This window comes from Burkholderia sp. Bp8992, from assembly GCF_003853705.1.
In the GTDB taxonomy this organism is placed as follows: domain Bacteria; phylum Pseudomonadota; class Gammaproteobacteria; order Burkholderiales; family Burkholderiaceae; genus Burkholderia.
On the sequence record NZ_QTQI01000022.1, the window covers coordinates 1 to 26,325 of the forward strand.

The 26,325-nt window shown below is 67.1% G+C and carries 21 protein-coding genes and 3 tRNA genes; 6 read left to right on the plus strand and 18 right to left on the minus strand.

The window, feature by feature from the left end:
• Positions 1-3 precede the first annotated feature (3 nt).
• The 4 genes from DIE03_RS27340 to gltX all read right to left on the minus strand — a co-directional run bounded on the left by DIE03_RS27340 (position 4) and on the right by gltX (position 1,985).
• Positions 4-80 (minus strand) — tRNA-Asp (locus DIE03_RS27340).
• Between the two features lie 78 nt (positions 81-158).
• A tRNA-Glu gene (locus tag DIE03_RS27345) sits at positions 159-234 on the minus strand.
• A gap of 137 nt (positions 235-371) precedes the next feature.
• Positions 372-447: transfer RNA gene (locus DIE03_RS27350), tRNA-Ala, on the minus strand.
• Positions 448-575: 128 nt separating this feature from the next.
• Positions 576-1,985: a glutamate--tRNA ligase gene (gene gltX / locus DIE03_RS27355; protein WP_124455399.1), complete on the minus strand. Its 1,410-nt coding sequence runs from the start codon at positions 1,983-1,985 to the stop codon at positions 576-578.
• A gap of 279 nt (positions 1,986-2,264) precedes the next feature.
• Here gltX and DIE03_RS27360 point away from each other — a divergent pair, with 279 nt between their 5' ends.
• Positions 2,265-3,179: a patatin-like phospholipase family protein gene (locus tag DIE03_RS27360; protein ID WP_124455400.1), complete on the plus strand. Its 915-nt coding sequence runs from the start codon at positions 2,265-2,267 to the stop codon at positions 3,177-3,179.
• Between the two features lie 150 nt (positions 3,180-3,329).
• Here the strand turns inward: DIE03_RS27360 and DIE03_RS27365 are convergent, their stop codons facing one another.
• From DIE03_RS27365 to DIE03_RS27390, 6 genes are all read right to left on the minus strand, one after another.
• Positions 3,330-4,004 carry a C40 family peptidase gene (locus tag DIE03_RS27365; protein ID WP_124455401.1) on the minus strand — a complete coding sequence of 225 codons (675 nt, stop codon included), beginning with the start codon at positions 4,002-4,004 and terminating at the stop codon, positions 3,330-3,332.
• 128 nt (positions 4,005-4,132) lie between these two features.
• On the minus strand, positions 4,133-5,755 hold the full coding sequence (locus DIE03_RS27370) for an ABC transporter ATP-binding protein (RefSeq protein ID WP_124455402.1): 1,623 nt from the start codon (positions 5,753-5,755) through the stop codon (positions 4,133-4,135).
• Positions 5,752-6,849 carry an ABC transporter permease gene (locus tag DIE03_RS27375; RefSeq protein WP_124455403.1) on the minus strand — a complete coding sequence of 366 codons (1,098 nt, stop codon included), beginning with the start codon at positions 6,847-6,849 and terminating at the stop codon, positions 5,752-5,754. Before DIE03_RS27375 ends, DIE03_RS27370 begins: the two co-directional genes overlap by 4 nt.
• Positions 6,850-6,897: 48 nt before the next feature.
• On the minus strand, positions 6,898-7,941 hold the full coding sequence (locus tag DIE03_RS27380; RefSeq protein ID WP_124455404.1) for a microcin C ABC transporter permease YejB: 1,044 nt from the start codon (positions 7,939-7,941) through the stop codon (positions 6,898-6,900).
• 50 nt (positions 7,942-7,991) lie between these two features.
• On the minus strand, positions 7,992-9,875 hold the full coding sequence (locus DIE03_RS27385) for an extracellular solute-binding protein (protein ID WP_124455405.1): 1,884 nt from the start codon (positions 9,873-9,875) through the stop codon (positions 7,992-7,994).
• Positions 9,876-10,039: 164 nt separating this feature from the next.
• A complete protein-coding gene (locus tag DIE03_RS27390; protein ID WP_124455406.1) occupies positions 10,040-10,393 on the minus strand; it encodes a hypothetical protein in 354 nt (117 codons plus the stop codon).
• 296 nt (positions 10,394-10,689) lie between these two features.
• Here DIE03_RS27390 and DIE03_RS27395 point away from each other — a divergent pair, with 296 nt between their 5' ends.
• From DIE03_RS27395 to DIE03_RS27410, 4 genes are all read left to right on the plus strand, one after another.
• Positions 10,690-13,908 carry an efflux RND transporter permease subunit gene (locus DIE03_RS27395; RefSeq protein ID WP_124455407.1) on the plus strand — a complete coding sequence of 1,073 codons (3,219 nt, stop codon included), beginning with the start codon at positions 10,690-10,692 and terminating at the stop codon, positions 13,906-13,908.
• Entirely contained in the window at positions 13,898-15,073 is a 1,176-nt protein-coding gene (locus DIE03_RS27400; RefSeq protein WP_124455408.1) for an efflux RND transporter periplasmic adaptor subunit, read from the plus strand. The genes DIE03_RS27395 and DIE03_RS27400 overlap by 11 nt, the downstream gene beginning before the upstream one ends.
• Positions 15,066-16,481, plus strand: a complete 1,416-nt coding sequence (locus DIE03_RS27405; protein WP_124455409.1) for an efflux transporter outer membrane subunit — start codon at positions 15,066-15,068, stop codon at positions 16,479-16,481. Before DIE03_RS27400 ends, DIE03_RS27405 begins: the two co-directional genes overlap by 8 nt.
• A 110-nt stretch (positions 16,482-16,591) precedes the next feature.
• Positions 16,592-16,849 carry a DUF4148 domain-containing protein gene (locus DIE03_RS27410; RefSeq protein ID WP_124455410.1) on the plus strand — a complete coding sequence of 86 codons (258 nt, stop codon included), beginning with the start codon at positions 16,592-16,594 and terminating at the stop codon, positions 16,847-16,849.
• Positions 16,850-16,907: 58 nt separating this feature from the next.
• Here DIE03_RS27410 and DIE03_RS27415 read toward each other — a convergent pair whose 3' ends face one another.
• From DIE03_RS27415 to DIE03_RS27425, 3 genes are read right to left on the minus strand one after another with little or no spacing between them, the layout of a single operon-like run.
• Positions 16,908-17,573, minus strand: a complete 666-nt coding sequence (locus DIE03_RS27415) for a response regulator transcription factor (protein ID WP_124455411.1) — start codon at positions 17,571-17,573, stop codon at positions 16,908-16,910.
• 19 nt (positions 17,574-17,592) lie between these two features.
• Positions 17,593-18,984 carry a HAMP domain-containing sensor histidine kinase gene (locus DIE03_RS27420; RefSeq protein WP_124455412.1) on the minus strand — a complete coding sequence of 464 codons (1,392 nt, stop codon included), beginning with the start codon at positions 18,982-18,984 and terminating at the stop codon, positions 17,593-17,595.
• An 11-nt stretch (positions 18,985-18,995) separates the two neighbouring features.
• Entirely contained in the window at positions 18,996-19,670 is a 675-nt protein-coding gene (locus DIE03_RS27425) for a response regulator transcription factor (protein ID WP_124455413.1), read from the minus strand.
• Between the two features lie 218 nt (positions 19,671-19,888).
• Here DIE03_RS27425 and DIE03_RS27430 point away from each other — a divergent pair, with 218 nt between their 5' ends.
• The gene (locus DIE03_RS27430; protein WP_124455414.1) at positions 19,889-20,188 is read left to right on the plus strand and encodes a DUF4148 domain-containing protein; all 300 of its coding nucleotides are present in this window, start codon (positions 19,889-19,891) and stop codon (positions 20,186-20,188) included.
• Between the two features lie 110 nt (positions 20,189-20,298).
• Here the strand turns inward: DIE03_RS27430 and cyoD are convergent, their stop codons facing one another.
• From cyoD to DIE03_RS27455, 5 genes are all read right to left on the minus strand, one after another.
• Entirely contained in the window at positions 20,299-20,631 is a 333-nt protein-coding gene (gene cyoD / locus DIE03_RS27435) for a cytochrome o ubiquinol oxidase subunit IV (protein ID WP_011352504.1), read from the minus strand.
• Positions 20,632-21,240, minus strand: coding sequence for a cytochrome o ubiquinol oxidase subunit III (cyoC, locus tag DIE03_RS27440; protein WP_034188894.1), 609 nt, complete (start codon positions 21,238-21,240; stop codon positions 20,632-20,634).
• Positions 21,240-23,246 (minus strand): cytochrome o ubiquinol oxidase subunit I, encoded by a 2,007-nt coding sequence (gene cyoB, locus DIE03_RS27445; protein WP_124455415.1) that lies wholly within the window; start codon positions 23,244-23,246, stop codon positions 21,240-21,242. Before cyoB ends, cyoC begins: the two co-directional genes overlap by 1 nt.
• Positions 23,247-23,249: 3 nt before the next feature.
• Positions 23,250-24,137 (minus strand): ubiquinol oxidase subunit II, encoded by an 888-nt coding sequence (gene cyoA, locus DIE03_RS27450; RefSeq protein ID WP_124455416.1) that lies wholly within the window; start codon positions 24,135-24,137, stop codon positions 23,250-23,252.
• Between the two features lie 276 nt (positions 24,138-24,413).
• Complete coding sequence (locus tag DIE03_RS27455) at positions 24,414-25,943, minus strand: NuoM family protein (protein ID WP_124455417.1); 1,530 nt, start codon at positions 25,941-25,943, stop codon at positions 24,414-24,416.
• Positions 25,944-26,325: the final 382 nt, after the last annotated feature.

A 26,325-nucleotide genomic window follows, 5' to 3' on the forward strand; every position in this document is an offset into this window, starting at 1 on the left:
TTCTGGCGGAGCGGACGGGACTCGAACCCGCGACCCCCGGCGTGACAGGCCGGTATTCTAACCGACTGAACTACCGCTCCAGCTTTCTTACCCAACCTGCAGGACGTCGGTTACGTTCCTGCAAGCCTCGCGACACTTCTACGAAACGCCGCTGAATCTGGCGTCCCCTAGGGGATTCGAACCCCTGTACTCACCGTGAAAGGGTGATGTCCTAGGCCTCTAGACGAAGGGGACATGATCTTTTCAGACCTGTCTGACTTTCGCTATTCACTTCTGGTCAACAGCGAAGGCCGAAATTCTAACTGCTTTGAATCATTTTGTGAAGCATTTATTACTACCGCTGCTTCGCAAATCAATCCAGCTTGTTCTGTTGGTGGAGGTAAGCGGGATCGAACCGCTGACCTCTTGCATGCCATGCAAGCGCTCTCCCAGCTGAGCTATACCCCCTTGCAGAACAGAAATGAGATTATATGGACCTACTTTGAACTTGTAAATACCCTTTTTGCGATTCGCGCGAAATATTTTGCGAAGCTGCCGCGCGCTCACGCGCAGACAGCTTCATCGACGCACGAACCTCAGGCGAGCGCGCCCTCGATGCGCGACACCACGACGTCCCGACCGAACAGCACCAGCACCGCATCGATCGACGGCGTATGCGTGGTGCCGGCCACCAGCAGACGCACCGGCATCGCGAGCTGCGGCATCTTCAGCTTGTGCGTGGCGAGCGTCGCCTTCAGCGCAGCGGACACCGCCTCCTTCGTCCAGTCGGCCGCCTTCAGCGCGGCGGCGAGATCGGCCAGCGCCGGCCGCACGGCATCGGTCACGTGCTGCGCGAGCGCGTCGGCTTCCGGTGCCGGCACACGATAGAACATCGTCGCGCCCTCCGCGATCTCCTTCACCGTCGTCGCGCGATCCTTCATCAGGCCGACCACCGCGTCGAGCGCCGGGCCCGTCGCGATCGCCGCGTCGTCGATGCCGAGCGCATCGAGGAACGGCTTCGCGAGTTCGGCGAGGCGTGCGTTATCGGCTTCCTTGATGTAGTGCGCGTTCAGCCAGCTCAGCTTGCTGTGGTCGTACTGCGCCGGCGACTTGCCGAGATGCTCGAGATCGAACCATTCGACGAACTGCTCGCGCGAGAAGATCTCGGCGTCGCCGTGCGACCAGCCGAGGCGCGCGAGATAGTTGACGACCGCTTCCGGCAGGAAACCCGCGTCGCGGTACGCCATCACGCTCATCGCGCCATGCCGCTTGCTCATCTTCTCGCCCTGCTCGTTCAGCACGGTCGGCAGGTGCGCATAGACGGGCGGCTCGCCGCCGAGCGCATTCAGGATGTTGATCTGGCGCGGCGTGTTGTTCACGTGGTCGTCGCCACGGATCACGTGCGTGATGCCCATGTCCATGTCGTCCACCACCACGCAGAAGTTGTAGATCGGCGTGCCGTCCGGGCGCGCGATCACGAGATCGTCGAGTTCCTCGTTCGAGATCTCGACGCGCCCCTTCACGGCGTCGTCCCAGACGACCGTGCCCGTCAGCGGATTGCGGAAGCGCAGCACGGGCTTCACGCCGGCCGGCGGCTCCGGCAGCACCTTGCCGGGCTCCGGACGCCACGTGCCGTCATAGCGCGGTTTCAGGCCGGCCTCACGCTGGCGTTCGCGCAGTGCGTCGAGCTCCTCGGCCGACATGTAGCACGGGTACGCGAGACCCTTCTCGAGCATCTGCGCGAGCACTTCGCGATAGCGGTCCATCCGCTGCATCTGGTAGATCGGGCCTTCGTCGAAATCCAGGCCGAGCCATTGCATCCCTTCGAGGATCGCATCGACCGCTTCCTGCGTCGAACGCTCGACGTCGGTATCCTCGATGCGCAGCACGAACGTGCCCTTCATCTTGCGGGCAAACGCCCAAGGATAGAGTGCGGAGCGGATGTTGCCGAGGTGAATGAAGCCGGTGGGACTCGGCGCGAAGCGGGTACGGACAGGACGGGTCATAAACGGTAACTCGAACGCCTGGGGCGCATGAATGATTCGACGCGGCGCGACGGCGGCAGCCCGGACAGCAACGGAGCCGGCGACGCCCGGAACGGGAAAGAAGCCGGAATTATACTCGCGCCGGACATCGCGCCAAGCGCACCGCTTGCTTTATGATGTGCGCGCCGCGGCCGCCAGCCGGCGCGGCGCCGGCCGCACGGAACCCGCCGCGCGGCCGCTCGGAACCTATCGCCGCCGCGGGCCGTGTGACCCGCCGCCAAGCCGCCGGAGAACCATTCGATGTCGTCCCCTCGCCTGTCGCGCCGCCACTTCACGATCGCCTGCGCGTCCGCCAGCCTCGCCGCCTGCACGTCATTCGGCGACAAGTCTCGCCCCGGCACCGCCCAGCCGCAAGAGAAGCCCGTGAAGATCGGCATCGCGCTCGGCGGCGGTGCCGCGCGCGGCTTCTCGCACATCGGCGTGCTGAAGGCGCTCGAGGCGCGCGGCATCCCGGTCGAGATCGTCGCCGGCACGAGCGCGGGCTCGGTGGTCGGCGCGCTCTACGCGTCGGGCATGAACGCGCTGCAGATCAACAAGATCGCGCTCGACATGGACCAGGCGGCCATCAGCGACTGGGCGCTGCCGTTCCGCTCGCGCGGCCTGCTGCAAGGCGTCGCGCTGCAGAACTTCCTGAACAAGACGCTGAACAACCGGCCGATCGAGAAGATGGCGAAGCCGCTCGGCATCGTCGCGACGGACCTGCAAAGCGGCCAGCCGATCCTGTTCCAGCAGGGCAACACGGGCCTCGCGGTCCGCGCGTCGTGCAGCGTGCCGTCGGTGTTCGAACCGGTGAAGATCGGCAACCGCGAATATGTGGACGGCGGCCTCGTGAGCCCGGTGCCCGCGTCGTATGCGCGCAAGATGGGCGCGAGCTTCGTGATCGCGGTCGACATCTCGGCCCGGCCGGACGGCGCGGCGACCAACAACCCGATCGAGATGCTGCTGCAGACCTTCACGATCATGGGCCAGACGATCAAGACCTACGAGCTCGACAAGTACGCGGACGTCGTGATCCGCCCGAACCTCGCGGCGATGGGCGGCAGCGACTTCAACCAGCGCAACGCGGCGATTCTCGCGGGCGAGGAAGCGGTCGCGCGGATCATGCCGGAACTGCAGCGCAAGCTGGCGGCCGCGCGCGGCGTGGCTGCCGCGTAGTCGCACCCGTCAGCGCGGGGGCGGCCCAGGTCGCCGCCCCGCTGCGGCCAGCCGTGCGAGATCCAGCCGTCGCCCGCTCGGCCCCCAAAACAAAAAACCCTGCCGCCTTTCGGTGACAGGGTTTTTTTTCGGCCTGACCGACCGCGAACGTCAGTTGTTGCCGTTCGCCGAATCGTCGCCGATCGTCGCGCGCACGCGCTGACGGAGATCTTCGGGCTTCATCGGGAATTCCGATTCGATCCGGCGCGCGCCGGTGAAACGCTTTTCCCAGTAGCCGCTGTCGAGATCGTCGACGCGAACGGTGCTGCCCGTCGACGGCGAATGCACGAACTTGTTGTCGCCAATGTAGATGCCGACGTGCGAGAACGTGCGGCGCATCGTGTTGAAGAACACGAGATCGCCCGGCTTCAGGTTGCTCATGCTCACCTTCTCGCCGACGCGGCTCATCTCTTCCGCGCGACGCGGCAGCGACATGCCGAGCGTGTCCTGGAACACGTAGCGGACGAAGCCGCTGCAGTCGAGGCCCGAATCCGGCGAGTTGCCGCCCCAGCGGTAACGGACGCCGATCATGTTCAGCGCGCCGACGACCACGTCGCCTGCCTTGCCCGCCATGCCGGCAAGGAACGACTTCGCGCCGCCGCTCGACGGCTGTGCGCTGGCCTGCTGGAGGGAGGAACCCGACCCGATCTGAGTCGAATTGCTGACATTCTGGTTAAAACTGCTGACTTCGTCGGCGAACGCGCCGGGAGCAGCTGCGAACAGGGCGCCGATGAACAGCCCGGCGATGGTGCGCGCGCATGCCTGGGTCAGGGATCGATGCTGCATTGGTCGATGGAATGTGCTTAAAAATCAGCTGATTGGCGGAAAATTTCGGTCGATACTAGCCAGCGCGTAATCGTTTGTCAAAACAAATTAATAAATACAATCGAGATGGTCAGACCATTGGACGCCTATCACGCTTTCCAGACCGCTTTCAACAGCTTTTGTGTGTAAGGATGTGACGGTCTCGCGAAGATGTCGGACACCTCCCCCGACTCGACGACGGCGCCGTCCTGCATCACCGCGACGCGGTGCGCCATCGCGCCGATCACCTCCAGGTCGTGGCTGATGAACACATAGCCGAGGTTGTATTTCTGTTGCAAATTCGCGAGCAGTTTCAGCACCTGCTGCTGGATCGACACGTCGAGCGCCGACGTCGGCTCGTCGAGGATCAGGATCCGCGGTTCCAGCACCAGCGCACGGGCGATGGCGATCCGCTGGCGCTGCCCGCCCGAGAATTCGTGCGGATACCGGTGCAGCACCGTGCGGTCGAGGCCCACTTCGCGCAGCACCTGGAGCGACTTCGCGCGGCGCGCGTCGGGCGTCATGTCGGGGCGATGCAGCTCGAGCCCCTCGCCGACGATCCGCTCGATCGTATGACGCGGAGAAAGCGAACTGAACGGGTCCTGAAAGACCACCTGCATGTTCGAGCGCAGCGCGGTCTGCTCGCGCCCGCGATAGGTCGACAGCGCGCGCCCCTGGAATTCGATCTCGCCGCCGGCCGTCTTCTGCAGCCCGAGCAGCGCCATCGCGAGCGTCGACTTGCCCGATCCCGATTCGCCGACGATGCCGAGCGTCTCGCCCTGCCGCACCGACACCGACACGTCGGCTACGGCCGTCACCGGCACCGTACCGAACCAGCCCGCGATGCCCGGCCGCTTGCGCGCGAACTGCACGCTCACGTGGCGCGCGTCGAGCACGACGGGCGCGATCGGCATCACCGGCATGACCGTGCGCTGCGGCCGGCTGTTCAGCAGCCGCTGCGTATACGGATGCTCGGGGTTCGCGAAGATCCGCTCGACCGGCCCGCTCTCGACGAGCCGGCCGTGCTCCATCACCGCGATGCGCTCGGCGAAATGTCTGACGAGATTCAGGTCGTGCGTGATCAGCAGGATCGCCATCCCGCGCTTTTCCGCTTCCTCGCGCTGCAGCTCCAGCAGGAGATCGACGATCTGGGCGCGGATCGTCACGTCGAGCGCGGTGGTCGGTTCGTCGGCGAGCAGCAGCCGCGGCCGGCACGCCAGCGCCATCGCGATCATCGCGCGCTGCCGCTGGCCGCCCGACAACTGATGCGGATAGCTGTCGACGCGCTTGTCCGGCTCCGCGATGCCCGTGCGCGCGAGCAGCGCGATCGCGCGCTTGCGCGCCTCGGCCGCCGATACGCCGTCGTGCAGCACGATCGTCTCGCCGATCTGCACGCCGATCGTATACAGCGGGTTGAGCGCCGTCATCGGCTCCTGGAAGATCATCGCGATGTCCGAGCCGCGCAGCCCGCGCATCTCGCGCTCGCTCTTGCCCACCAGGTCCTGCCCCGCGAACCGGATCGCGCCGCCGACTTCGGCGTCGCGCAGCAACCGCAGGATCGACAGCGCGGTCACGCTCTTGCCGGAACCCGATTCGCCGACGAGCGCGACGCGCTCGCCGCGGCCGATCGCGAGCGTCACGTCGTCCACCGCGACCGTGTCGCCGAAGCGCACGTGCAGACGCTCGAGCGACAGCAGCGGTTCGCTCTGCGTCGATACGGTCGTCTCGCTCATCGCTGGCCTCCCGCCGCGCGCACCGAATCGGCGATCCGCGTGTCGAGCGCGTTGCGCAGCGCGTCGCCCATGAAAGTGAGCAGCAGCAGCGTCGCGACCAGCACGCCGAACGTCGACAGCGAGATCCACCACGCGTCGAGGTTGCCCTTGCCCTGCGCGAGCAGCTCGCCGAGGCTCGGCGTCGGCGGCGGCACGCCGAGCCCGAGGAAATCGAGGCTCGTGAGCGCGAGGATCGAACCGCTCATCCGGAACGGCAGGAACGTGATCACCGGCGTGAGACTGTTCGGCAGCACGTGGCGCCAGATGATCTGCCCGTTCGTGAGCCCCATCGCGCGGGCCGCGCGCACGTAGTCCTGCGTGCGGTTGCGCAGGAATTCCGCGCGCACGTAGTCGGCGAGCCCGATCCAGCCGAACAGCGACAGCAGCACGATCAGCAGCAGGAAGCTCGGCTCGAAGATCGACGCGAAGATGATCAGCAGGTACAGCTCGGGCAGCGAGCTCCAGATCTCGATCAGCCGCTGCCCGACGATGTCGATGCGCCCGCCGAAGAAGCCCTGCACCGCACCCGCGGCGATCCCGAGCAGCGTGCCGATCACGGTCAGGATCAGCCCGAACTCGACCGAGATGCGGAACCCGTACACGAGCCGCGCGAGCAGGTCGCGCCCCTGCGCGTCGGTGCCAAGCCAATTCTCGCGCGACGGCGGCGCCGGGTTCGGCACGTTCGAGAAGTAGTTCAGCGTGTCGTAGTAATAGCGGTTCGGCGGATAGACGACGAAGTTGCCGGGCGCCTCGAGCCGCTTGCGCACATACGGATCGAGATAGTCGGCCGGCGTCGGGAAATCGCCGCCGAAGGTCGTTTCCGGATACGCATGGAACATCGGGAAATAGGTCTGGCCGTCGTAGCGCACGACGAGCGGCTTGTCGTTCGACCACAGCGGCGCCGCGAGGCTCGCGGCGAATGCGACGACGAAGATCACGAAGCTCCAGTAGCCGAGGCGCTGCTGCCTGAAGCGCTGCCACACGCGCCGCGCGGGCGACGGCGACACGCGCGCGCGCGCGGCGTCGATGCGGGATGATGCGATGGCCCGGTTCATCGCGCGCCTCGCCCCATGGCGCCGGACAGGCGGATGGATCGTTTCATGTCAGCGCTCCAGGTTGTCGAATTGAATGCGCGGATCGACCCACACATAGCAGAGATCGGAGATCAGCTTGGTCGCGAGCCCGATCAGCGTGAACAGGTACAGCGTGCCGAGCACGACCGGATAGTCGCGCCGCACGACCGACTCGTACGACAGCAGCCCGAGGCCGTCGAGCGAGAACAGCGTCTCGATCAGCAGGCTGCCCGTGAAGAACGCGCCGATGAACGCTGCCGGGAAGCCGACGATCAGCGGCAGCATCGCGTTGCGGAACACGTGCTTCCACAGCACGCTGCGCTCGGAGAGCCCCTTCGCGCGCGCGGTCAGCACGTACTGCCGGCGGATCTGGTCGAGGAACGCGTTCTTCGTGAGCATCGTGACGACCGCGAAGCTGCCGACGACCGACGCCGTGATCGGCAGCGCGATGTGCCACAGGTAGTCGAGCACCTTGCCGACGAGCGACAGCTGCGCGAAGTTGTCCGACGTGAGGCCGCGCAGCGGAAAGAGCTGCCAGAACGAGCCGCCGCCGAACAGCACGAGCAGCAGCACGCCGAGCACGAAACCCGGGATCGCATAGCCGACGAGCACGACGAGGCTCGTCGCGACGTCGAACGGCGACCCGTTGCGCACGGCCTTCGCGATGCCGAGCGGCACCGCGATCAGGTACGTGAGGAAGAACGTCCACAGCCCGATGCTGATCGACACCGGCAGCTTCTGCACGACCAGCGACCACACGCTCTGGTGGCGGAAGTAGCTCTCGCCGAGATCGAATCGCGCGAAGCGCTTCAGCATCAGCCAGTAGCGTTCGAGCGGCGGCTTGTCGAAGCCATACAGCGCCTTGAGCTGCGCGAGCTGCTGCGCGTCGACGCCGGTGTGCGCACGCATCCCGAACGGCACCGCGCCCTGCTCCGTCGCGCCCTTGCGCAATTCCTGCACGGCCTGCTCGACGGGCCCGCCCGGCACGAACTGGATCACCGCGAACGTGAGGGTCAGCACGCCGACGAGCGTCGGGATCATCAGCAGCAGGCGTTTGAGGATGTAGCTCCACATAGGGCGTCGACTCGTGATCTGTGGCGGGTTTGACGAAGGGGCGGCGCGGGTCAGTGATCGGGCTTTGCCCACCAGGTCGACACGACCCAGCCTTCGGCCGAATAGTACAGCGGCAGCGTCTGCGGATAGGCCAGCGTGCGCCGGTACGCGATCCGGTGCGTCGTGCTGTACCACTGCGGCACCGCGTAGTAGCCGTGCATCAGCACGCGGTCGAGCGCGTGCGTCGCATCGAGCAGGTCTTCGCGCGTCTGCGCGGTACCGAGCGCGTGCAGCAATGTATCGACGGCCGGTGACTTCAGTCCGATGAGGTTGTCGGAACCCGGCTCGTCAGCGAACTTGCTCGCGTAACGCGAGTACTGCTCGGAGCCCGGCACCTGCACGCCCGGCAGGCGGATCGTCGTCATGTCGTAGTCGAACGCGTCGAGGCGCTTCTGCAGCAGCGCGTAATCCGCCGTGCGAAAGCGTGCGTCGATGCCGAGCTTCGCGAGATTGCGCTGGTAGGCCGTCACGATACCTTCCATCGCGGCGCCCGAATCGTCGAGGATCTCGAACGTGAACGGCTCGCCCTTCGCGTTGCGCAGCGCGCCGTCGCGATAGGTCCAGCCCGCCTGCGCGAGCAGTGTGCGCGCCTTCAGCAGGTTCGCGCGCAGCGAGCCCGGCGGGTTCGTGTCCGGCTGCGTGACCATCGGGCCGAACACGGCCGGGTCGAGCTGCGCGCGCAGCGGCTCGAGCAGCTTCAGCTCGCCTTCGCCCGGTGTACCGGTGGCCTGCAGGTCGGTATCGGCGAAATAGCTGTCGAGGCGCGTGTACGCGCTGTAGAACACCTGGCGGTTCAGCCATTCGAAGTCGAACGCGAGGTCGAGCGCCTGGCGCACGCGCACGTCGCGAAACAGCGGCCGGCGCAGGTTCATGAAGAAGCCCTGCATGCCGGCGCCGTTATGCTGGCGGAATTCGCGCTTGACGAGTTCGCCGCTGTCGAAGCGCTTGCCGACGTCGCGCCGCGTCCAGTTGCGCGCGATGTACTCGACGAGCACGTCGTATTCGCCGGCCTTGAACGCCTCGAGCCGCGCGACGCCGTCGCCGTACAGCTTGTAGACGATCCGCTCGAAGTTGTAGGTGCCGACCCGCACCGGCAGGTCGGCGCCCCAGTACGCAGGGTTGCGCCGGTAGGTGATCGTGCGGCCGTTGTCGTAGCGCTCGATCAGGTACGGGCCGCTGCCGATCGGCTGCTCGAACGCGAGCTGGTCGAACGGGATGCGCGAGCCGTCCGCGCGCAAGCCCCACTTGCGCGAGAACACGGGCACGCCGCCGGCGATCAGCGGCAGTTCGCGATTCGCGCTGCGGAACTCGAAGCGCACGGTGGCCGGGTCGACCACCACGGCCTTCGCGATCTCCGCGAAATACGCGCCGAACTGCGGCGCGGCCTGCTTGCTCTTCAGCGTATCGAACGAAAACTTGACGTCGTCTGCCGTGACGCGATCGCCGTTCGAGAAGCGCGCGCGCGGATTCAGGTGGAACGTGACCGAACGGCGGTCGGGCGCGATGTCGATGTCGTCGGCCAGCAACCCGTAGGCGGACGCCGGTTCGTCGGAGCTGCCGGTCGCGAGGCTCTCGAACAGCATGTCGATGCCCGGCGCGGAATTGCCGCGCATCGTGAACGGATTGAACTTGTCGAACGACGTCAGCCGGTTCGGGTTCGCGAGCACCAGCGTGCCGCCCTTCGGCGCATCGGGATTGACGTAGTCGAAATGCTTGAAGCCCGGCGGATACTTCGGCTCGCCGTACTGCGCGATCGCATGGGCCGCGTGAGCGGCCGGTGCGGCCAGCGCCGCATACAGCGCAAACGCCGCGGCCACGCGGCCGGCGGCCCGTACGGCACGCCGCGCGCCGAGGCAGGCTCGCGCGGCGGCGGCCCGGGGCGAACCCTTCGTCATAAAGGCCCTGTCGGTCGAATGAGGGTTGTAACGTGGGACGATTCTACCCATTCAATCCGTCGGGCCAAAAGAAAACCGCCACGCGGGCGGTTTTCTTGTCCTGTTTGCCGCCAGACAGCGCGCACGCGTCACGCGTCACGCATCACGCGTGCGCGGCGCGCCGATCAGCGCCAGCCGTTGTGGCGGCCATGATCCCAGTGACCGCGATCGTCGCCCCAGCCGCGACCATGGCGGCGATACCACTCGTCGCGGCCCCAGTAGCGGCGGCCATCCCAGTAACGGTCGCCGTGCCAGCCGATCACGATCGTCGGCGCCGGCGCGTAGGCCGGTGCATACACCGGCGCAGGCTGGTAGACGACCGGCGGCGGGGGCGGCGGCACATACACGGGCGCGGGTGCGACGTAGACCGGTGCCGGCACGCCGACATTGATCCCGACATTGACTCCCGCCATTGCTGCGCCCGACACGAGCAAGGCCGTCATACCGGTCAAGAGCGAGGCAACACGCAAAGTCTTCATGGATTCCTCTTCTGGTTGTTTCATGTGTGATCCGACTATAACGGCAAGCCCCTTCTCCGCATATTTCAAGTTTGTAAGAACTGATGCGCGGCATCGCAACGGGAAGCCGCGCTAACGTCTTGTAACAATCGGCGCCCGTCCCACCCGCTTCGCGCCCTTTCCTAAAACATCTTTCATCCTGCCCCGCGCCCGGCGTTAAGCGGCGCCACGCACACTGCGCGAGCCGAATCGGGTTCCCGCCACGCTTCGGCACTTCGCTGACAGGCCGGCGCCCCGCGCCGGCGGAGACCTCGCCGATGCTGAAACTCGTCCGACTTGCGCTCGCGCGCCCCTACACGTTCATCGTCCTCGCGCTGCTGATCCTGATCGCGGGGCCGCTCGCGGCGCTGCGCACGCCGACCGACATCTTTCCCGACATCCGGATCCCGGTCATCAGTGTCGTCTGGAACTACGCGGGCCTGCAGCCGGCCGACATGTCGGGGCGCATCGTCACGTATTACGAGCGCACGCTCGGCACGACGGTCAACGACGTCGCGCACATCGAGTCGCAGTCGTTCCGCAGCTTCGGGATCGTCAAGATCTTCTTCCAGCCGAGCGTCGACATCCGCACCGCGACCGCGCAGGTCACGTCGATCTCGCAGACGGTGCTCAAGCAGATGCCGCCCGGCACCACGCCGCCGCAGATCCTCAACTACAACGCGTCGACGGTGCCCGTGCTGCAGCTCGCGCTGACGAGCGACACGCTGAACGAGCAGCAGCTCGGCGACTACGCGACCAACGTGATCCGGCCGCAGCTGCTGTCCGTCGCGGGCGTCGCGATTCCGTCGCCGTACGGCGGCAAGGTGCGCCAGGTGCAGATCGACCTCGATCCGCAGGCGCTGCAGGCCAAGGGGCTGTCCGCGCAGGACGTCGCGACCGCGCTCGCGCAGCAGAACCAGATCATCCCGGCCGGCACGCAGAAGATCGGCGGCTTCGAATACAACATCCGGCTCAACGACAGCCCGCTGACCATCGACCAGCTCAACGCGCTGCCGATCCGGACCGTCGACGGCGCGGTGATCTTCATGCGCGACGTCGCGCACGTGCGCGACGGCTTTCCGCCGCAGGGCAACATCGTGCGCGTCGACGGCCGCCGCGCGGTGCTGATGAGCGTGCTGAAAAGCGGCTCGGCGTCGACGCTCGACATCATCGCGGGCGTCAAGGCGCAGTTGCCGCGCATCGAGGCGACGCTGCCGCCGTCGCTCCGGCTCGTCGTGATGGGCGACCAGTCGGTGTTCGTCAAGGGCGCCGTGAGCGGCGTCGCGCGCGAAGGCCTGATCGCCGCCGCGCTCACCTCCGCGATGATCCTGCTGTTCCTCGGCAGCTGGCGCTCCACGCTGATCATCGCCGCGTCGATCCCGCTCGCGGTGCTGGCGGCGATCGCCGCGCTCGCCGCCGCGGGCGAGACGCTCAACGTGATGACGCTCGGCGGGCTCGCGCTCGCGGTCGGCATTCTGGTCGACGACGCGACCGTCACGATCGAGAACGTCAACTGGCATCTGGAACAGGGCAAGGACGTGCGCAGCGCGATCCTCGACGGCGCATCGCAGATCGTCGCGCCGGCCTTCGTGTCGCTGCTGTGCATCTGCATCGTGTTCGTGCCGATGCTGCTGCTCGACGGCGTCGCGCGCTTCCTGTTCGTACCGATGGCCGAAGCCGTGATCTTCGCGATGATCGCGTCGTTCGTGCTGTCCCGCACGTTCGTGCCGATGATGGCCCGTTACCTGCTGAAGCCGCATGCCGCGCATCCGGCGGCCGTGCTCGCACCGCACGGCGCGCCGTTCGCGCCGCCGCGCGCACGCAATCCGCTCGTCGCGTTCCAGCAGGGCTTCGAGCGCCGCTTCGCCGCACTGCGCGGCGGCTACCGCATCGCGCTCGGCCTCGCGCTTGCCCGCCCCGGCCGCTTCGTCGTGTCGTTCCTCGCGGCGGTCGCCGTGTCGTTCGTGCTGGTGCCGGGGCTCGGCCGCAATTTCTTCCCGTCGGTCGACTCGGGCGAGATCGCGCTCCACGTGCGCGCCCCGATCGGCACGCGCATCGAGGAAACGGCCGCGCTGTTCGACCGCGTCGAGCGCACGGTACGCGGCGTCGTGCCGCCGCGCGCGCTCGCGAGCATCGTCGACAACATGGGTTTGCCGAACAGCGGGATCAACCTCACGTACAGCAACAGCGGCACGATCGGCCCGCAGGACGGCGACATCCTCGTGTCGCTCACCGGCGACCACGCGCCGACGGCCCGCTACGTGAAGCAGCTGCGCACCGCGCTGCCGCGTGCCTTTCCGGGCGTGACGTTCTCGTTCCTGCCCGCCGACATCGTGAGCCAGATCCTCAACTTCGGCGCCCCGGCCCCGATCGACGTGCAAGTGACGGGCCCCGACCGGGCGGCCAACCGGGCGTATGCGACCGAGCTGCTGCGCCGCATCCGCGCGGTGCCGGGCGTCGCCGATGCGCGCGTGCAGCAGGCGTCGACCTATCCGCAGTTCACGGTGTCGGTCGACCGCGCGCGCGCCGCGCAGCTCGGCGTCACCGAGCAGGACGTCACCAATGCGGTGGTCGCCAGCCTGTCCGGCACGAGCCAGGTGTCGCCGACCTACTGGCTCGATCCGCACAACGGCGTGTCCTATCCGATCGTCGCGCAGACGCCGCAATACCGGATGACGTCGCTGTCCGACCTGCGCGCGCTGCCCGTCACCGGCCGCACGGGCGCCCCGCAACTGCTCGGCGGCCTCGCGACGATCGTGCGCGGGCAGACCGACGCGGTCGTGTCGCACTACGACATCGCGCCGCTGTACGACATCTTCGCGACCACACAGGATCGCGATCTCGGCGCGGTCAGCGCCGACATCGAGCGCGTGCTGCACGCGAGCGCCGCCGACCTGCCGAAAGGGTCGCGCGTGACGGTGCGCGGCCAGGTGCAGACGATGAACAGCGCATTCGGCGGGCTGCTCGCCGGCCTCGCCGGCGCGGTGCTGCTGATCTACCTGCTGATCGTCGTGAACTTCCATTCGTGGCGCGACGCGTTCGTGATCGTGAGCGGGCTGCCTGCCGCGCTCGCCGGCATCGTCTGGATGCTGTTCGTCACGCGCACGCCGCTGTCGGTACCCGCGTTGACGGGCGCGATCCTGTGCATGGGCGTCGCGACCGCGAACAGCATCCTCGTCGTCACCTTCGCACGCGAACGGCTCGCGCACACCGCCGACGCGGCCGTCGCCGCACTCGAGGCCGGCTTCACGCGCTTTCGTCCCGTGATGATGACCGCGCTCGCGATGATCATCGGCATGGCGCCGATGGCCCTCGGCCTCGGCGACGGCGGCGAGCAGAACGCCCCGCTCGGCCGCGCGGTCATCGGCGGCCTGCTGTGCGCGACCGTCGCGACGCTGGTGTTCGTGCCCGTCGTGTTCAGCCTCGTTCATCGGCGCGATCGCGCGCCGCGCTCCGAATCCCTTTCCGTCACTCCGGGAGAACAGCATGTCCACTGAATTCGAAGTCCGTCCCCCCGGCACGCCGCGCTACCTGAAGCCGCTCGCGATCGCGGGCGCTGCCGCCGCGCTCGCCGTCGCGGCCGCCGGCGTCTTTGCCCGCCTGCACGACGCGCACGCGGTCGCCGCATGGACCGCGCAGCAAGCGATCCCGACCGTCGCAACGGTCGCGCCGCAGCCGGCCGCGGCCGACGCACTCGTGCTGCCGGGCCGCCTGTACGCGTATGTCGACGCCCCGATCTACGCACGCGTGCCGGGCTACCTGCATGCGTGGTACGCCGATATCGGCGCGCACGTAAAGGCCGGCCAGCTGCTCGCGTCGATCGACACGCCCGATCTCGACCAGCAGTTGCAGCAGGCCCGCGCGGACCTGCAAAGCGCGAGCGCGAACGAGCGGCTCGCCGCCGTCACGGCCGCACGTTGGGCCGCGATGCTTGCGCAGGACTCCGTATCGCAGCAGGAGGCCGACGAGAAGCGCAGCGACCTCGACGCGAAACGCGCGGCGGTCGCGGCCAGCACCGCCAACGTGCGAAGGCTCGAAGCACTCGAATCGTTCAAGCGGCTCACCGCGCCGTTCGACGGCGTCGTGACGGCCCGCAAGACCGACGTCGGCGCGCTGATCGACGCGGGCAGCGGCAACGGCGCCGAACTCTTCACCGTGTCGGATGCACGGCGGCTGCGGCTGTACGTCCACGTGCCGCAAGACGACGCGGCCGCGATCCGCGCTGGCATGCAGGTCGCGCTGACCGTACCGGAGCGCCCCGGCACGACGTTCGACGCGACGCTCGCGGATTCCGCGCAGTCGATCGATCCGGCTTCCGGCACGCTGCTCGCGCAGTTCTCGATCGCCAACCCGGCCGGCACGCTGTTTCCCGGCGAATACGCGCAGGTGCGGATCGCGGTGCCCGGCGCCTCGCACGCGCTGACGATTCCGGCCAGCACGCTGATCTTCCGCCATGACGGATTGCAGGTCGCGGTACTCGACGCGAACGGCCATGCAAGATTGCGCAACGTATCGATCGCGACCGATCTCGGCACGCGCGTCGAGATCGCGTCGGGGCTCTCGGCCGGTGACCGCGTGATCGACAACCCGCCCGATTCGCTCGCAGATGGCGACCGCGTGCGCGTCGCCGGCACCACGACCACGGAGCGCGCGCATGGCTGACCGACTGCTTGCCGCGTGGCTGGGCAGCATCGCGCTGCTCGCGGGCTGTTCGCTTGCGCCGACCTATCGCGCACCGGACGTTCCGCTACCGGCCGCGTTTCGCGAAACGGGCCCGTGGGTCGATGCCGCACCGGCCGATCGCCTGCCGCGCGACGGCTGGTGGCGCGTGTATGGCGACGCGACGCTCGACCGGCTCGAACCGCTCGTCGCACAGGCGAATCCCGACCTTGCAGTCGCCGTCGCACGCCACGACGAAGCTGCCGCGCTGTTCGACGAAGCGCATGCGGCATTGCTGCCGACCATGGGCATCGATGCCGAAACCGACCGCGACCGCCAGTCGGCGCGCCGGCCGCTGCGCGGCAGCGGCCAGCCCGACGTCTACGAATCGAACACGCTCGAAGCCGGCATCGGCTACGACGTCGATCTGTGGGGCAAGGTCCGCAACACGGTCGCGGCCGGCCGCAACGATGCGCAGGCGGCCGACGACGATCTCGCGTCGGTCCGGCTCAGCCTGCAGGCCGGCGTGGCCAGCACCTACTTCGACCTCGCGGGCCTCGACCGCGAAGCCGACACGCTCGCGCAAACGATCGACACGTACCGCCGCGCGTGGCAGCTGACGGTCAGCCGCCATCGCGGCGGTCTCGCGTCGGGGCTCGACGTGTCGCGTGCGCAGACGCAACTCTCGCTTGCCCAGGCACGCGCGTCCGACATCGCCGCGCGCCGCGCACTCGACGAGCATGCGATCGCGGCGCTCGTCGGCGCATCCGCGTCGACGTTCACGTTGCCCCCCGTCGCGGCGCTGCCGGGCGTGCCGTCGATTCCGACCGGGCTCGCGTCGACGCTGCTCGAACGCCGGCCGGACGTCGCCGCCGCCGAACGCCGCGTCGCGGCCGCGAACGCACGGATCGGCGTCGCCCGCGCGGCCTATTTCCCCGACCTGTCGCTCGGCCTCGATGCCGGCTTCCAGAGCGATACGTTTTCGCCGTGGCTCGCCGCGCCGAACGAGATCTGGTCGATCGGGCCGCGTCTCGCGATGACGCTGTTCGACGGCGGCCTGCGCGCCGCCGGCGTACGCAAGTCGCGCGCGCAGTTCGCCGAACAGGGCGCACGCTATCGCGCCGTCGTGCTGCAGGCGTTCCGCGAGGTCGAGGACGATCTCGCGCTGCTGCACCGTCTCGGCGACGAATCGGACCAGGACGACGCGGCGCTCGTCGCGGCACGGCAGTCGCTCGCACTCGCGATGTCGCGCTATCGCGACGGTGCGGTCAGCTATCTCGACGTGGTCACGGCGCAGACGACCGAACTCGATACGCAGATCGCGTCGCTCGATGCCGAGGCACGACGCCTGCAGGCCTCCGTCGGGCTCGTGCGCGCGCTCGGCGGCGGCTGGCACGCCGCGCGTTCATGAACGTTTCTTCATCGGCACGCCCGGTGCCCGCACCGGCGCGCCCGATAACGTGGTACCTGCCGGCATCGCCGTCGCGGCACCGGCCACTGTCACTTGAAAAGGATCACGCCATGAAGACCTTGATGTCCGCCACCCTCCTCTCCGCCCTCTGCGTCGCGCTGCCCGGCCGGGCCAGCGCGATGCCGCCCGCTGCGCCGACGGCTTCGCAGACGCTCGCCTCCAGCGCACCCGCACGGGTGTCATCGCAATCGGCATGGAATGCCCCGCAAGCCGCGCCGCTGACGCGTGCGCAGGTCTACCGCGAACTCGTCCACGCCGAACGCGACGGCCAGCTCGCGCAACTCAATCGCGAACTCTATTCGCACTGACCGTACGCAAGCGTGCGTGCCGTGCGGCGCGCGGCACGCGCGGCGCGATATCGCGCCGTCACCTGCCCGTGTCGAACCGGAACCCGAATCGCGCAACCGTTTCGATCCGCGCGGAGAACGCATGCGCGGCCAGCTTGCGCCGCAACCGCACGACCAGCGCATTGACCGTTTCGGGTTCGATGTCTGCGTCGCCCCATGCATACCGCAGCACGACATCGCGCCCGACCGGCCGTCCCGATTCGCGCAGCAGGCATTCGACGAGACGGAATTCCCGCGCGCTGAGCGCCAGCCGCCTGCCGGGCTCCTCGAGTGCGCGTGTCGCCGCGTCGAGCCGGACCGATTCACGCTTGTCGATCGCACCGGCGCGGCGCCACAGCGCGCGCAGCCGCTCGTGCAGTTCAACGAACGAACACGGGTGGGCAAGACATACGTCGCAGCCGGCCTGCAGCATCCGCGCCCGCTGCGCGGGTGTTGCGCCGGTGACGATCGCGGCGATCGTCGCGCCGCCGGCCGAGACGGCGAGTCGCGGCAGTCCGGCGAGGATCGCCGGGTCGGCCGCGGCATCGGGCGCAGCAATCACGACGGCATCGAACCGGTCCTGCGTCGCCGCGAAACAGCCGTCGCGCCATCCGTCGACGCGTTCGACCCCGTGCATGCTTTCGCGAAATGCCTTGTCGAGCCGCGCGGCCTCCGGGGTCGGCGGCGCAATCAGCAGGATGCGCATCGATCGTTCTCCTGCGCGGTCATGCGAGCGAGCGCGGCCAGCATTCGACCGTGATCGCCGCGCCGGCCGGCTGTGCAGCGCCGATCCGCAGCGCGAAACCGTGCACGCGCATCACGGCCGACACGATGCTCAAGCCGAGCCCCGACCCGTTCACATGGCGCGTGCGCTCGCCGCGATAGAAGCGTTCGAGTACCGCGTCGCGCTCGCCGGGCGGAATGCCGGGACCGGTGTCCTCGAAACGCACGAGCGGGCCGTTCGCGGTCGTGTGGAGCACGACGCGCACGCGACCGCCCGGCGGCGTGAACTTGATGGCGTTGTCGGCGAGATTGCTGAACGCCTCGAACAGCAATGCGCGGTCGCCATGAATGCCGTCGACCGATGCCGCATCGAGCATGAACGACACGTCGGCGGCTTCGGCCAGCGGTTCATAGAGTTCGCACACGTCGCGCAGCAACGCCGCGACGTCGACCGCGGCAAAGCCGCCGCGCCGACTCAGTGTGCCGATCTCGGAGATGCGCAGCATCGCGCGAAAGCGTTCGAGCAACCGGTCGGTTTCGTCGCGCGCGCAAGCCAGCAGCGCCGCCGACGCAGGATCGTCCGCGCAGAACGGCTGGTCGGCCAGCCGCGCCAGCATCGTGTGCACGCGTGCGAGCGGTGTGCGCAGGTCGTGCGCGATGCCGTCGCAGGTATGTCGCACCTCGCCCATCAGCCGCTCGACTTCGTCGAGCATGTGGTTCACCAGATGCGCGAGCAGGTCGAGTTCGTCATAGCGGCCGACCGGCAGCCGCTTGCCGAGATCGCCTTCGGCGATCTGCCGCGTGACGCGCCGGATCGCGGCGACGCGGCGCATCTGCCGCATGCCGAGCATGCTGCCGCCCGCGATGCCCGCGATCAGGATCATCACGCCGCCGATCACGAGCCCGCGGATCGCGACATCGCGGATCTGGATGAAATGCGACAGGTCGCGCGCGACGACCAGCGTCATTCCGTTGTCGCGGCGCACGGCCATCGCACGCGTGATCGGCGCGGGCTGGCCGTCGAGCGGCGCGAGCGTGCGGTTCAGCGTCCGCCCCTGGCGGTCCGCGCGCAGCGCGGGCGGCGTTGCGATGTCGCCGGCCACGCGGTGCCCGGCCGCGTCGAACAGCCCGTAGAAATTCGTATGCATGTGCTCGTGCTCGAGCCGCCGGTGGATCGCGAGCGGCAGCTCGGCATCGGGGATCGAATCGAAATAGATCAGCTGCCACGCGAGCACCTCGTCGGTGTCGCGCGCCATCGTGTGCGTCGCCGCCACGTTGATCACGCCCGCGAGCAGCAGCAGCGACACCGAGAAGATCGCCGCATACGCGCACAGCCAGCGAAACGTCGTCGTATGCCAGCGGCGCGTGAAGTTCGCCGCGCGAGCCGCGTCCATTCCCGCCTCCGTCACGCGAGCATGTAGCCCGAGCCGCGCACCGTCTGGATCATCGGTTGCGCGCCGGGCGGATCGATCTTCTTGCGCAGCCGGCCCATGTGGACGTCGATCAGGTTGGTGCCGGGATCGAAGTGATAGCCCCACACGGTCTCGAACAGCATCGTGCGCGTGATGGTCTGGCCCGCGTTGCGCATCATGAATTCGAGCACGCGGAATTCCGTCGGCAGCAGCGGAATCTCGTCGCCGCCGCGGCGCGCGCAGCGCGAAATGAGGTCGAGTTCGAGCGCGCCGACTTTCAGCAGCGTCTGCTGCGGCACGCCCGATGCCTGCCGGCGGCGCAGCAGCACCTCGATGCGCGCGCTCAGCTCGCCGGAATCGAACGGCTTCGTCAGGTAGTCGTCGCCGCCCGCGCGCAGCCCGCGGATGCGCTCGTCGACGTCGCCGAGCGCGCTCAGCATCAGCACCGGCGTATCGATGCCGACCGTGCGCATCGCGGTGAGGATCGCGAGGCCGTCCGCGCCCGGCAGCATCCGGTCGAGCGTGATCGCGTCGTACGATGCGCTCATCGCGCGCATCATCCCGTCGCGGCCGTTGTCGATCCAGTCGACCTCGAACCCGCGCGCGGTCAGCTCGCCGACGATCTCGTTCGCGGTCACCGCATCGTCCTCGACTGTCAGCACTCGCATGGTTGTCCTCGCAATGAACGTCACGTCGGGCGCACACGGTGCGCCCGCGACTATCGTAGGCGACGCGGCCGCCGTCCGGCGCTACATGAAAAATGCTTCATCCGGCGCCGCGGCAAGCGCGCGTGAAACATGTTTCATCCGTGCGTCGCCCGCTTCGCCGTGCGCGCCGCCTACGCTGACGTCCTGCGGCATCGGGCCGCGAAACCAGGAGCTACCGGATGAAACTGTCGACCACCGTCGCCTGCATGCTGCTCGCATGCGCCAGCACCGCCGCCTTGGCGGGGCCGCACCTCACCCCGCAGGAATGCAACGCGTACCCGTTCGTTCACACGGGCCGCGACGTCACGCATGCGGACCTCGTGCGCGAGCTGACCGAGCTCGAACAGGTCGGCTACGATCCGGCGCACGCGAGCCCCTACTACCCCGACGATCTCGACGGCGCGAAGCATCGGCTCGCCGCCGAATACCGCGTGGACTGCACGCATGCGCTGACGGCCGACGCGGGCGTGCAGCACTGAGCGCACGGCCGCGCGCAACACGGCCGGGGAGAAACGAGAAAGGCGGCACTTGCGTGCCGCCTTTTCTTCATGAACGCGCATCGATGCCGACCGCTGCGCCGCGATGCCGCTCAGCGCGACATCATGTTCATGCTGACGTTGTGCATCACCCACAACGTGCCGACGATCAGGATCGCCGCGGTCAGCACCGTGTAGCTGAACGCCATCACGTTCCAGCGCTGGCCCGACGAGCCGTTCATGTGCAGGAAGTACACGAGGTGCACGACGATCTGCACGAAGGCGAGCACGGCGAGCGCGATCAGCGACGCATGCGGCGACAGCACGCCGCCCATCACGAGGCCGAACGACGCGGCCGTGAGCAGCACCGACAGGATGAAGCCGGCGACGTAGCCGCCGACGCTGCCGTGCCCTTCTTCGAGTTGAGACGAATGCGAATGGGCCATTTAGATCACGCTCGCGAGATAGACAAAGGAAAACACGCAGATCCACACGATGTCGAGGAAGTGCCAGAACAGGCTCAGGCACGTCAGGCGCCGCAGGTCGCGATCGGTCAGGTCGCCGCCGCGGAACACGATCTGCCCGGCGAGCACGATCATCCACAAGAGGCCGGCCGTCACGTGCAGCCCGTGCGTGCCGACCAGCGTGAAGAACGCCGACAGGAACGCACTGCGCTGCGGGCCCGCGCCTTCGGCGATCAGGTGCGAGAACTCGCGCAGTTCCATCGCGAGAAACGCCGCGCCGAGCACGAACGTCACCGCGAGCCACGCGAGCAGCGCGCCGCGGCGCTGCTTGTATGCCGCGAGCATCGCGAATCCGTACGTGATGCTCGACAGCAGCAGCGCGGCGGTTTCCACCGCGACGCCCGGAATGTCGAACAGCTCCTTCGCGGTCTGGCCGCCCGCATACTGGTGGCCGAGCACCGCGAACGTCGCGAACAGCGCCGCGAAGATCACGCAGTCGGTCATCAGGTACAGCCAGAAACCGAACACCGAGTGCGACGGCGGATGGTCGTCGTGCTCGAGCAGGGTTGCGCTCAACGTTTTCTGCAACATCAGTTGGCCTCCAGTTCCACGTCGTCGACGCGCGCGGCCACGCGCTGCGTCGGCTGCTTGTCTTCGATCTTCCGCACCGTCGACGCGGGGATGTAATAGCCGTCGTTATCGCGCGAGCTGTAGATCACGAGCGTCGCGATGATCCCGACGAGCCCGCCGATCGCCATCCACCAGATGTGCCACACCAGCGCGAAGCCGAGCACCAGGCTGAAGATCGCGATCACGAGGCCCGCGCAGGTATTCGACGGCATGTGGATGTCGCGGAACGTTGCCGGGTTCGGCCGGCCTTCGCCGCGCGCCTTCATGTCGGCGTACGCGTCGAGCGTGCGCACCTGCGGGATCACCGCGAAGTTGTAGTCGGCCGGCGGCGACGAGGTCGCCCACTCCAGCGTGCGGCCGCCCCACGGGTCGCCCGTCGTGTCGCGGTACTCGGGCAGGTGGCGGTTGCGGATGCTGACCACCAGCTGCAGCACCTGGCACGCAATGCCGATCGCGATCAGCACGGCGCCGAACGCGGCGACCAGCAGCCAGGGATGCCAGGCCGGGTTGTCGTAGTGGTTCAGGCGGCGCGTCATGCCCATGAAGCCGAGCACGTAGAGCGGCACGAACGCGACGTAGAAGCCGATCTGCCAGAACCAGAACGCGGCCTTGCCGAGCTTCTCGTTCAGCTTGAAGCCGAACGCCTTCGGGAACCAGTAGTTGAAGCCCGCGAGATAGCCGAACAGCACGCCGCCGATGATCACGTTGTGGAAGTGCGCGATCAGGAACAGGCTGTTGTGCAGCACGAAGTCCGCGCCCGGGATCGCCATCATCACGCCGGTCATGCCGCCGAGCGTGAACGTGACCATGAAGCCGATCGTCCACAGCACGGGCGTCGTGAATTCGATCCGGCCGCGATACATCGTGAACAGCCAGTTGAACACCTTCACGCCGGTCGGGATCGCGATGATCATCGTCATGATGCCGAAGAACGCGTTCACGTTCGCCCCCGAGCCCATCGTGAAGAAGTGATGCAGCCACACGAGGAACGACAGCACCATGATCGCGCAGGTCGCGTACACCATCGTCTTGTAGCCGAACAGCGGCTTCTTCGCGAACGTCGCGATGACTTCCGAGAAGATCCCGAACGCCGGCAGGATCAGGATGTACACCTCCGGATGGCCCCACGCCCAGATCAGGTTCAGGTACAGCATCGCGTTGCCGCCGGCTTCGTTCGTGAAGAAGTGCATGCCGAGGTAACGATCGAGGCCGAGCAGCGCGAGCGTCGCGGTGAGGATCGGGAACGACGCCATGATCAGCACGTTCGTGCAGAGCGCGGTCCACGTGAACACCGGCATCTTCATCAGCGTCATGCCGGGTGCACGCATCTTGATGATCGTCACGAAGAAGTTCACGCCGGTCAGCAGCGTGCCGACGCCCGAGATCTGCAGCGCCCACAGGTAGTAGTCGACCCCTACCCCCGGACTGAACTGCAGCTCCGACAGCGGCGGGTACGCAAGCCAGCCCGTCTGCGCGAATTCGCCGATCACGAGCGACACGTTGATCAGGATCGCGCTGACGGCCGTCATCCAGAACGACAGCGAGTTGATGAACGGGAACGCGACGTCGCGCGCGCCGATCTGCAGCGGCACGATCAGGTTCATCAGGCCGACCATGAACACCATCGCCATGAAGAAGATCATGATCACGCCGTGTGCCGTGAAGACCTGGTCATAGTGGTGCGGCGGCAGGTAGCCGGGCCCGTTGTACGCGAGCGCGAGCTGCATGCGCATCATGATCGCGTCGGCGAAGCCGCGCAGCAGCATGATCAGCGCGACGATGATGTACATCACGCCGAGCCTCTTGTGGTCGACCGTGGTCAGCCATTCCGTCCACAGCCATTTCCACCGGCCGGTGATCGTCAGCGCGGCGAGAATGCCCAGCACGACCAGCCCCATGAAGGCGCCTGCCCCCATGATGATGGGCTGGTCGAACGGGATCGCCGAGAGTGTGAGTTTGCCGAACATGCGTTACCCCTTCGTGCCGCAGGCGGCGTCCTTCAGGTCGAGGACGTGGCCATCGTTGTATTTCGCGATGATGTTGTGGAAGAGCCGCGGATCGACCGACGAGAAGTAGCGCACGGGCGCCTTCTCGCTCGGTTGCGCGACGGTGCCGTACACGGTCGCGTCGAGCCGGTCCGGCGACGCCTTCACCTTCTGCACCCATGCATCGAACTGTTCGCGCGGCTCGGCGAGCGTGCGGAACTTCATGTCGGAGAAGCCGCGGCCGCTGAAGTTGGCGGACGTGCCCGCGTAGTTGCCGGGTTCGTCGGCGATCAGGTGCAGGCGCGTCTGCATGCCGGCCATCGCGTAGACCTGGCCGCCGAGCTGCGGGATGAAGAACGAGTTCATCACCGAATCCGACGTGATGCGGAAATTCACCGGCGTGCCCACCGGAATCGCGAGCTGGTTCACCGACGCGATGCCGAGTTCCGGATAGATGAACAGCCATTTCCAGTCGAGCGCGACGACCTCGACGTTGATCGGCTTCACCGACGACTCGAGCGGCTTGTACGGGTCGAGCTCGTGCGTGGTCTTCCACGTGAGCACGCCGAGGAACAGGATGATCAGCGTCGGCACCGTCCAGATCACGACCTCGATCGCGGTCGAGTGCGACCAGTTCGGTGCATAGGTGGCGTTGCGGTTCGATGCGCGATAGCGCCACGCGAACCACAGCGTGAGCAGGATCACCGGCACGACGACGACCAGCATCGCCCAGGTGGACGTCGCGATCAGCGCCTTTTCCGCGGCGCCGACGCTACCTTTCGGATTTAGTACATCTAAATTACAGCCTGACAGGCTCAACGCCGCGCCGATTGACATCAGCGCCGACCAGCCTCTTGAAGCTTTTCTTTTCATCACACAGCCCGAGGGTCATTGAATCCGTTTGCGTATGCCCGATGCGCATTCGATCCACGAAAGTGGCCGAATCATACGTCGCGCGGGTGTGATGAAAAACCGGTGGATGCGGCAAATCATCATTGCAGAATCTGCCGTGAGTCACATTGTCGCGGGGCAATTTCACGCAGCCGGAAGCGGGCCCGGCACGCGCCGTGCCGGACCGCGATCGATGCGCGCGCAACGAGCCGGACCGCCGTGCGATGCGGCCCGCTCGCGCGGCTCGACGTGCCGCGATCAGTCGTGCGTCGACGCCATGTACGACGGCGGCGTCGGCCCGGTGCCATCCCCTGCCGGCACCTTCGAATGGCTTGCTTCCTGGATCAGCCTGCCGACGGTCGGATCGATCGCGTCGGTGAACGGCTTCGGATCGATGCCGACCGCCAGCACGATCAGCGCGAGCGACGCGAACATCACGACCTCGCGACGGTTCAGGTCGGCGAGCTTCGCGATGCCCTGGCTCGCGACCTTGCCGAACACCACGCGCTTGAGCATCCACAGCGTGTACGACGCGCTGAGGATCAGCGTCAGTGCCGCGATCGCGCCGATCCAGAAGTTGAAGCGGATCGCGCCCATGATGACCATGAACTCGCCGACGAAGCCCGACGTGCCCGGCAAGCCCACGTTAGCCATCGCGAACAGCACCGTGAAGGTCGCGAAACGCGGCATCACGCCTGCCACGCCGCCGTATGCGGCGATCTCGCGCTGCTTCGTGCGATCGACGAGCACGTTCACGCACAACAGCATCGCGCCGGCGACGAAGCCGTACGACACGAGCTGAACGATCGCGCCTTCGACGCCGATCCGGTTGAACAGGAACAGCCCGAGCGTGACGATCCCCATGTGCGCGACGGTCGAGTACGCGAGCAGCTTGCCGAGATCGGTCTGCGCAAGCGCGATCAGGCTCGCATAGATGATCGCGAACAGCGACAGCGCGATCACGGCCGGCGCGAAGAAGTGGCTCGCATCGGGCGTGATCGGCAGCGCGAAGCGCAGGAACCCGTAGCCGCCGAGCTTGAGCATCGCGAGCATCAACGCGGCGCCGGTCGGGCCGTCGGTGTAGACGTCGCTCAGCCACGTGTGGACCGGCCACATCGGCACCTTCACCGCGAACGCCGCGAAGAAGCCGAGGAACACCAGCAACTGCGGCGCGAAGCCGAGCTGCAGCGTGCGCCACGCGGCCATGTCGAACGTATGCGACTGCGCGTACAGGTACAGCATCGCCATCAGCAGCAGCAGCGAGCCGGCGAACGAAATGAAGAAGAACTTCACGGCCGCATATACGCGGCGCTCGCGGCCCCATGTGCCGATCAGCAGGTAAAGCGGGATCAGCGTCGCCTCGAAGAAGATGAAGAACAGCAGCCCGTCCTGCGCGACGAATACGCCGACCATCAGCCCCGACAGGATCAGGAACGATGCGTAGTACTGCGCGACGCGCACCGTGACCGATTCCCACGATGCGATCACCACCACGAGCGTCGTGAAGGCGGTCAGCACGACGAGCCACAGCGACGCGCCGTCGATGCCGACGCGCCACCCGGAATTGAACGCCGCCAGCCAGTCACGGCTTTCGACGAACTGCATCGCCGACGAATGCGCGTCGAAGCCGGCGACCAGCGGGACGACGGCTGCGAGTCCCACGATCGCGCCCGCAAGCGCGATCAGCCGCGTCCGGCGCGGGTGACGGTCGGAACCGGCACGCAGCAGGCACGCGCCGAACAGGATCGGAGCCCAGATGGCCAGGCTCAGGAAGGGAAAATCATGCATGTCAACAGGGCCTTGATGAGGTCGCGCTCTGCATCGGGGACAGGCGAGACGAAAGGAACGAAATCGAATCGACAGGTAGATTTCGTGAATCGCCAGTGTTGGCAAAATGTAAAGCGACATCACGGACAAACTTGATGTCGCTCAAACGCGATCGGGTTAACCAGCATAAGGCGATTGATTATTTTCTGCAGCGCAGCAGAGCCTCAATTTTCCACGCCGACGCATGATGCTGATTTAATTAAGTAATTTTTTGTATTGCGCGTCACGGCGAACCACGAAAAACGACGCAATGCCGCATTTTTGGTGTCGGCGTGTCGTTTCCCGGGGTCTGAACAGGATGATCGAGGTCGGGTGGGGCAACGGTCCGGCACCTCGCTTTTTC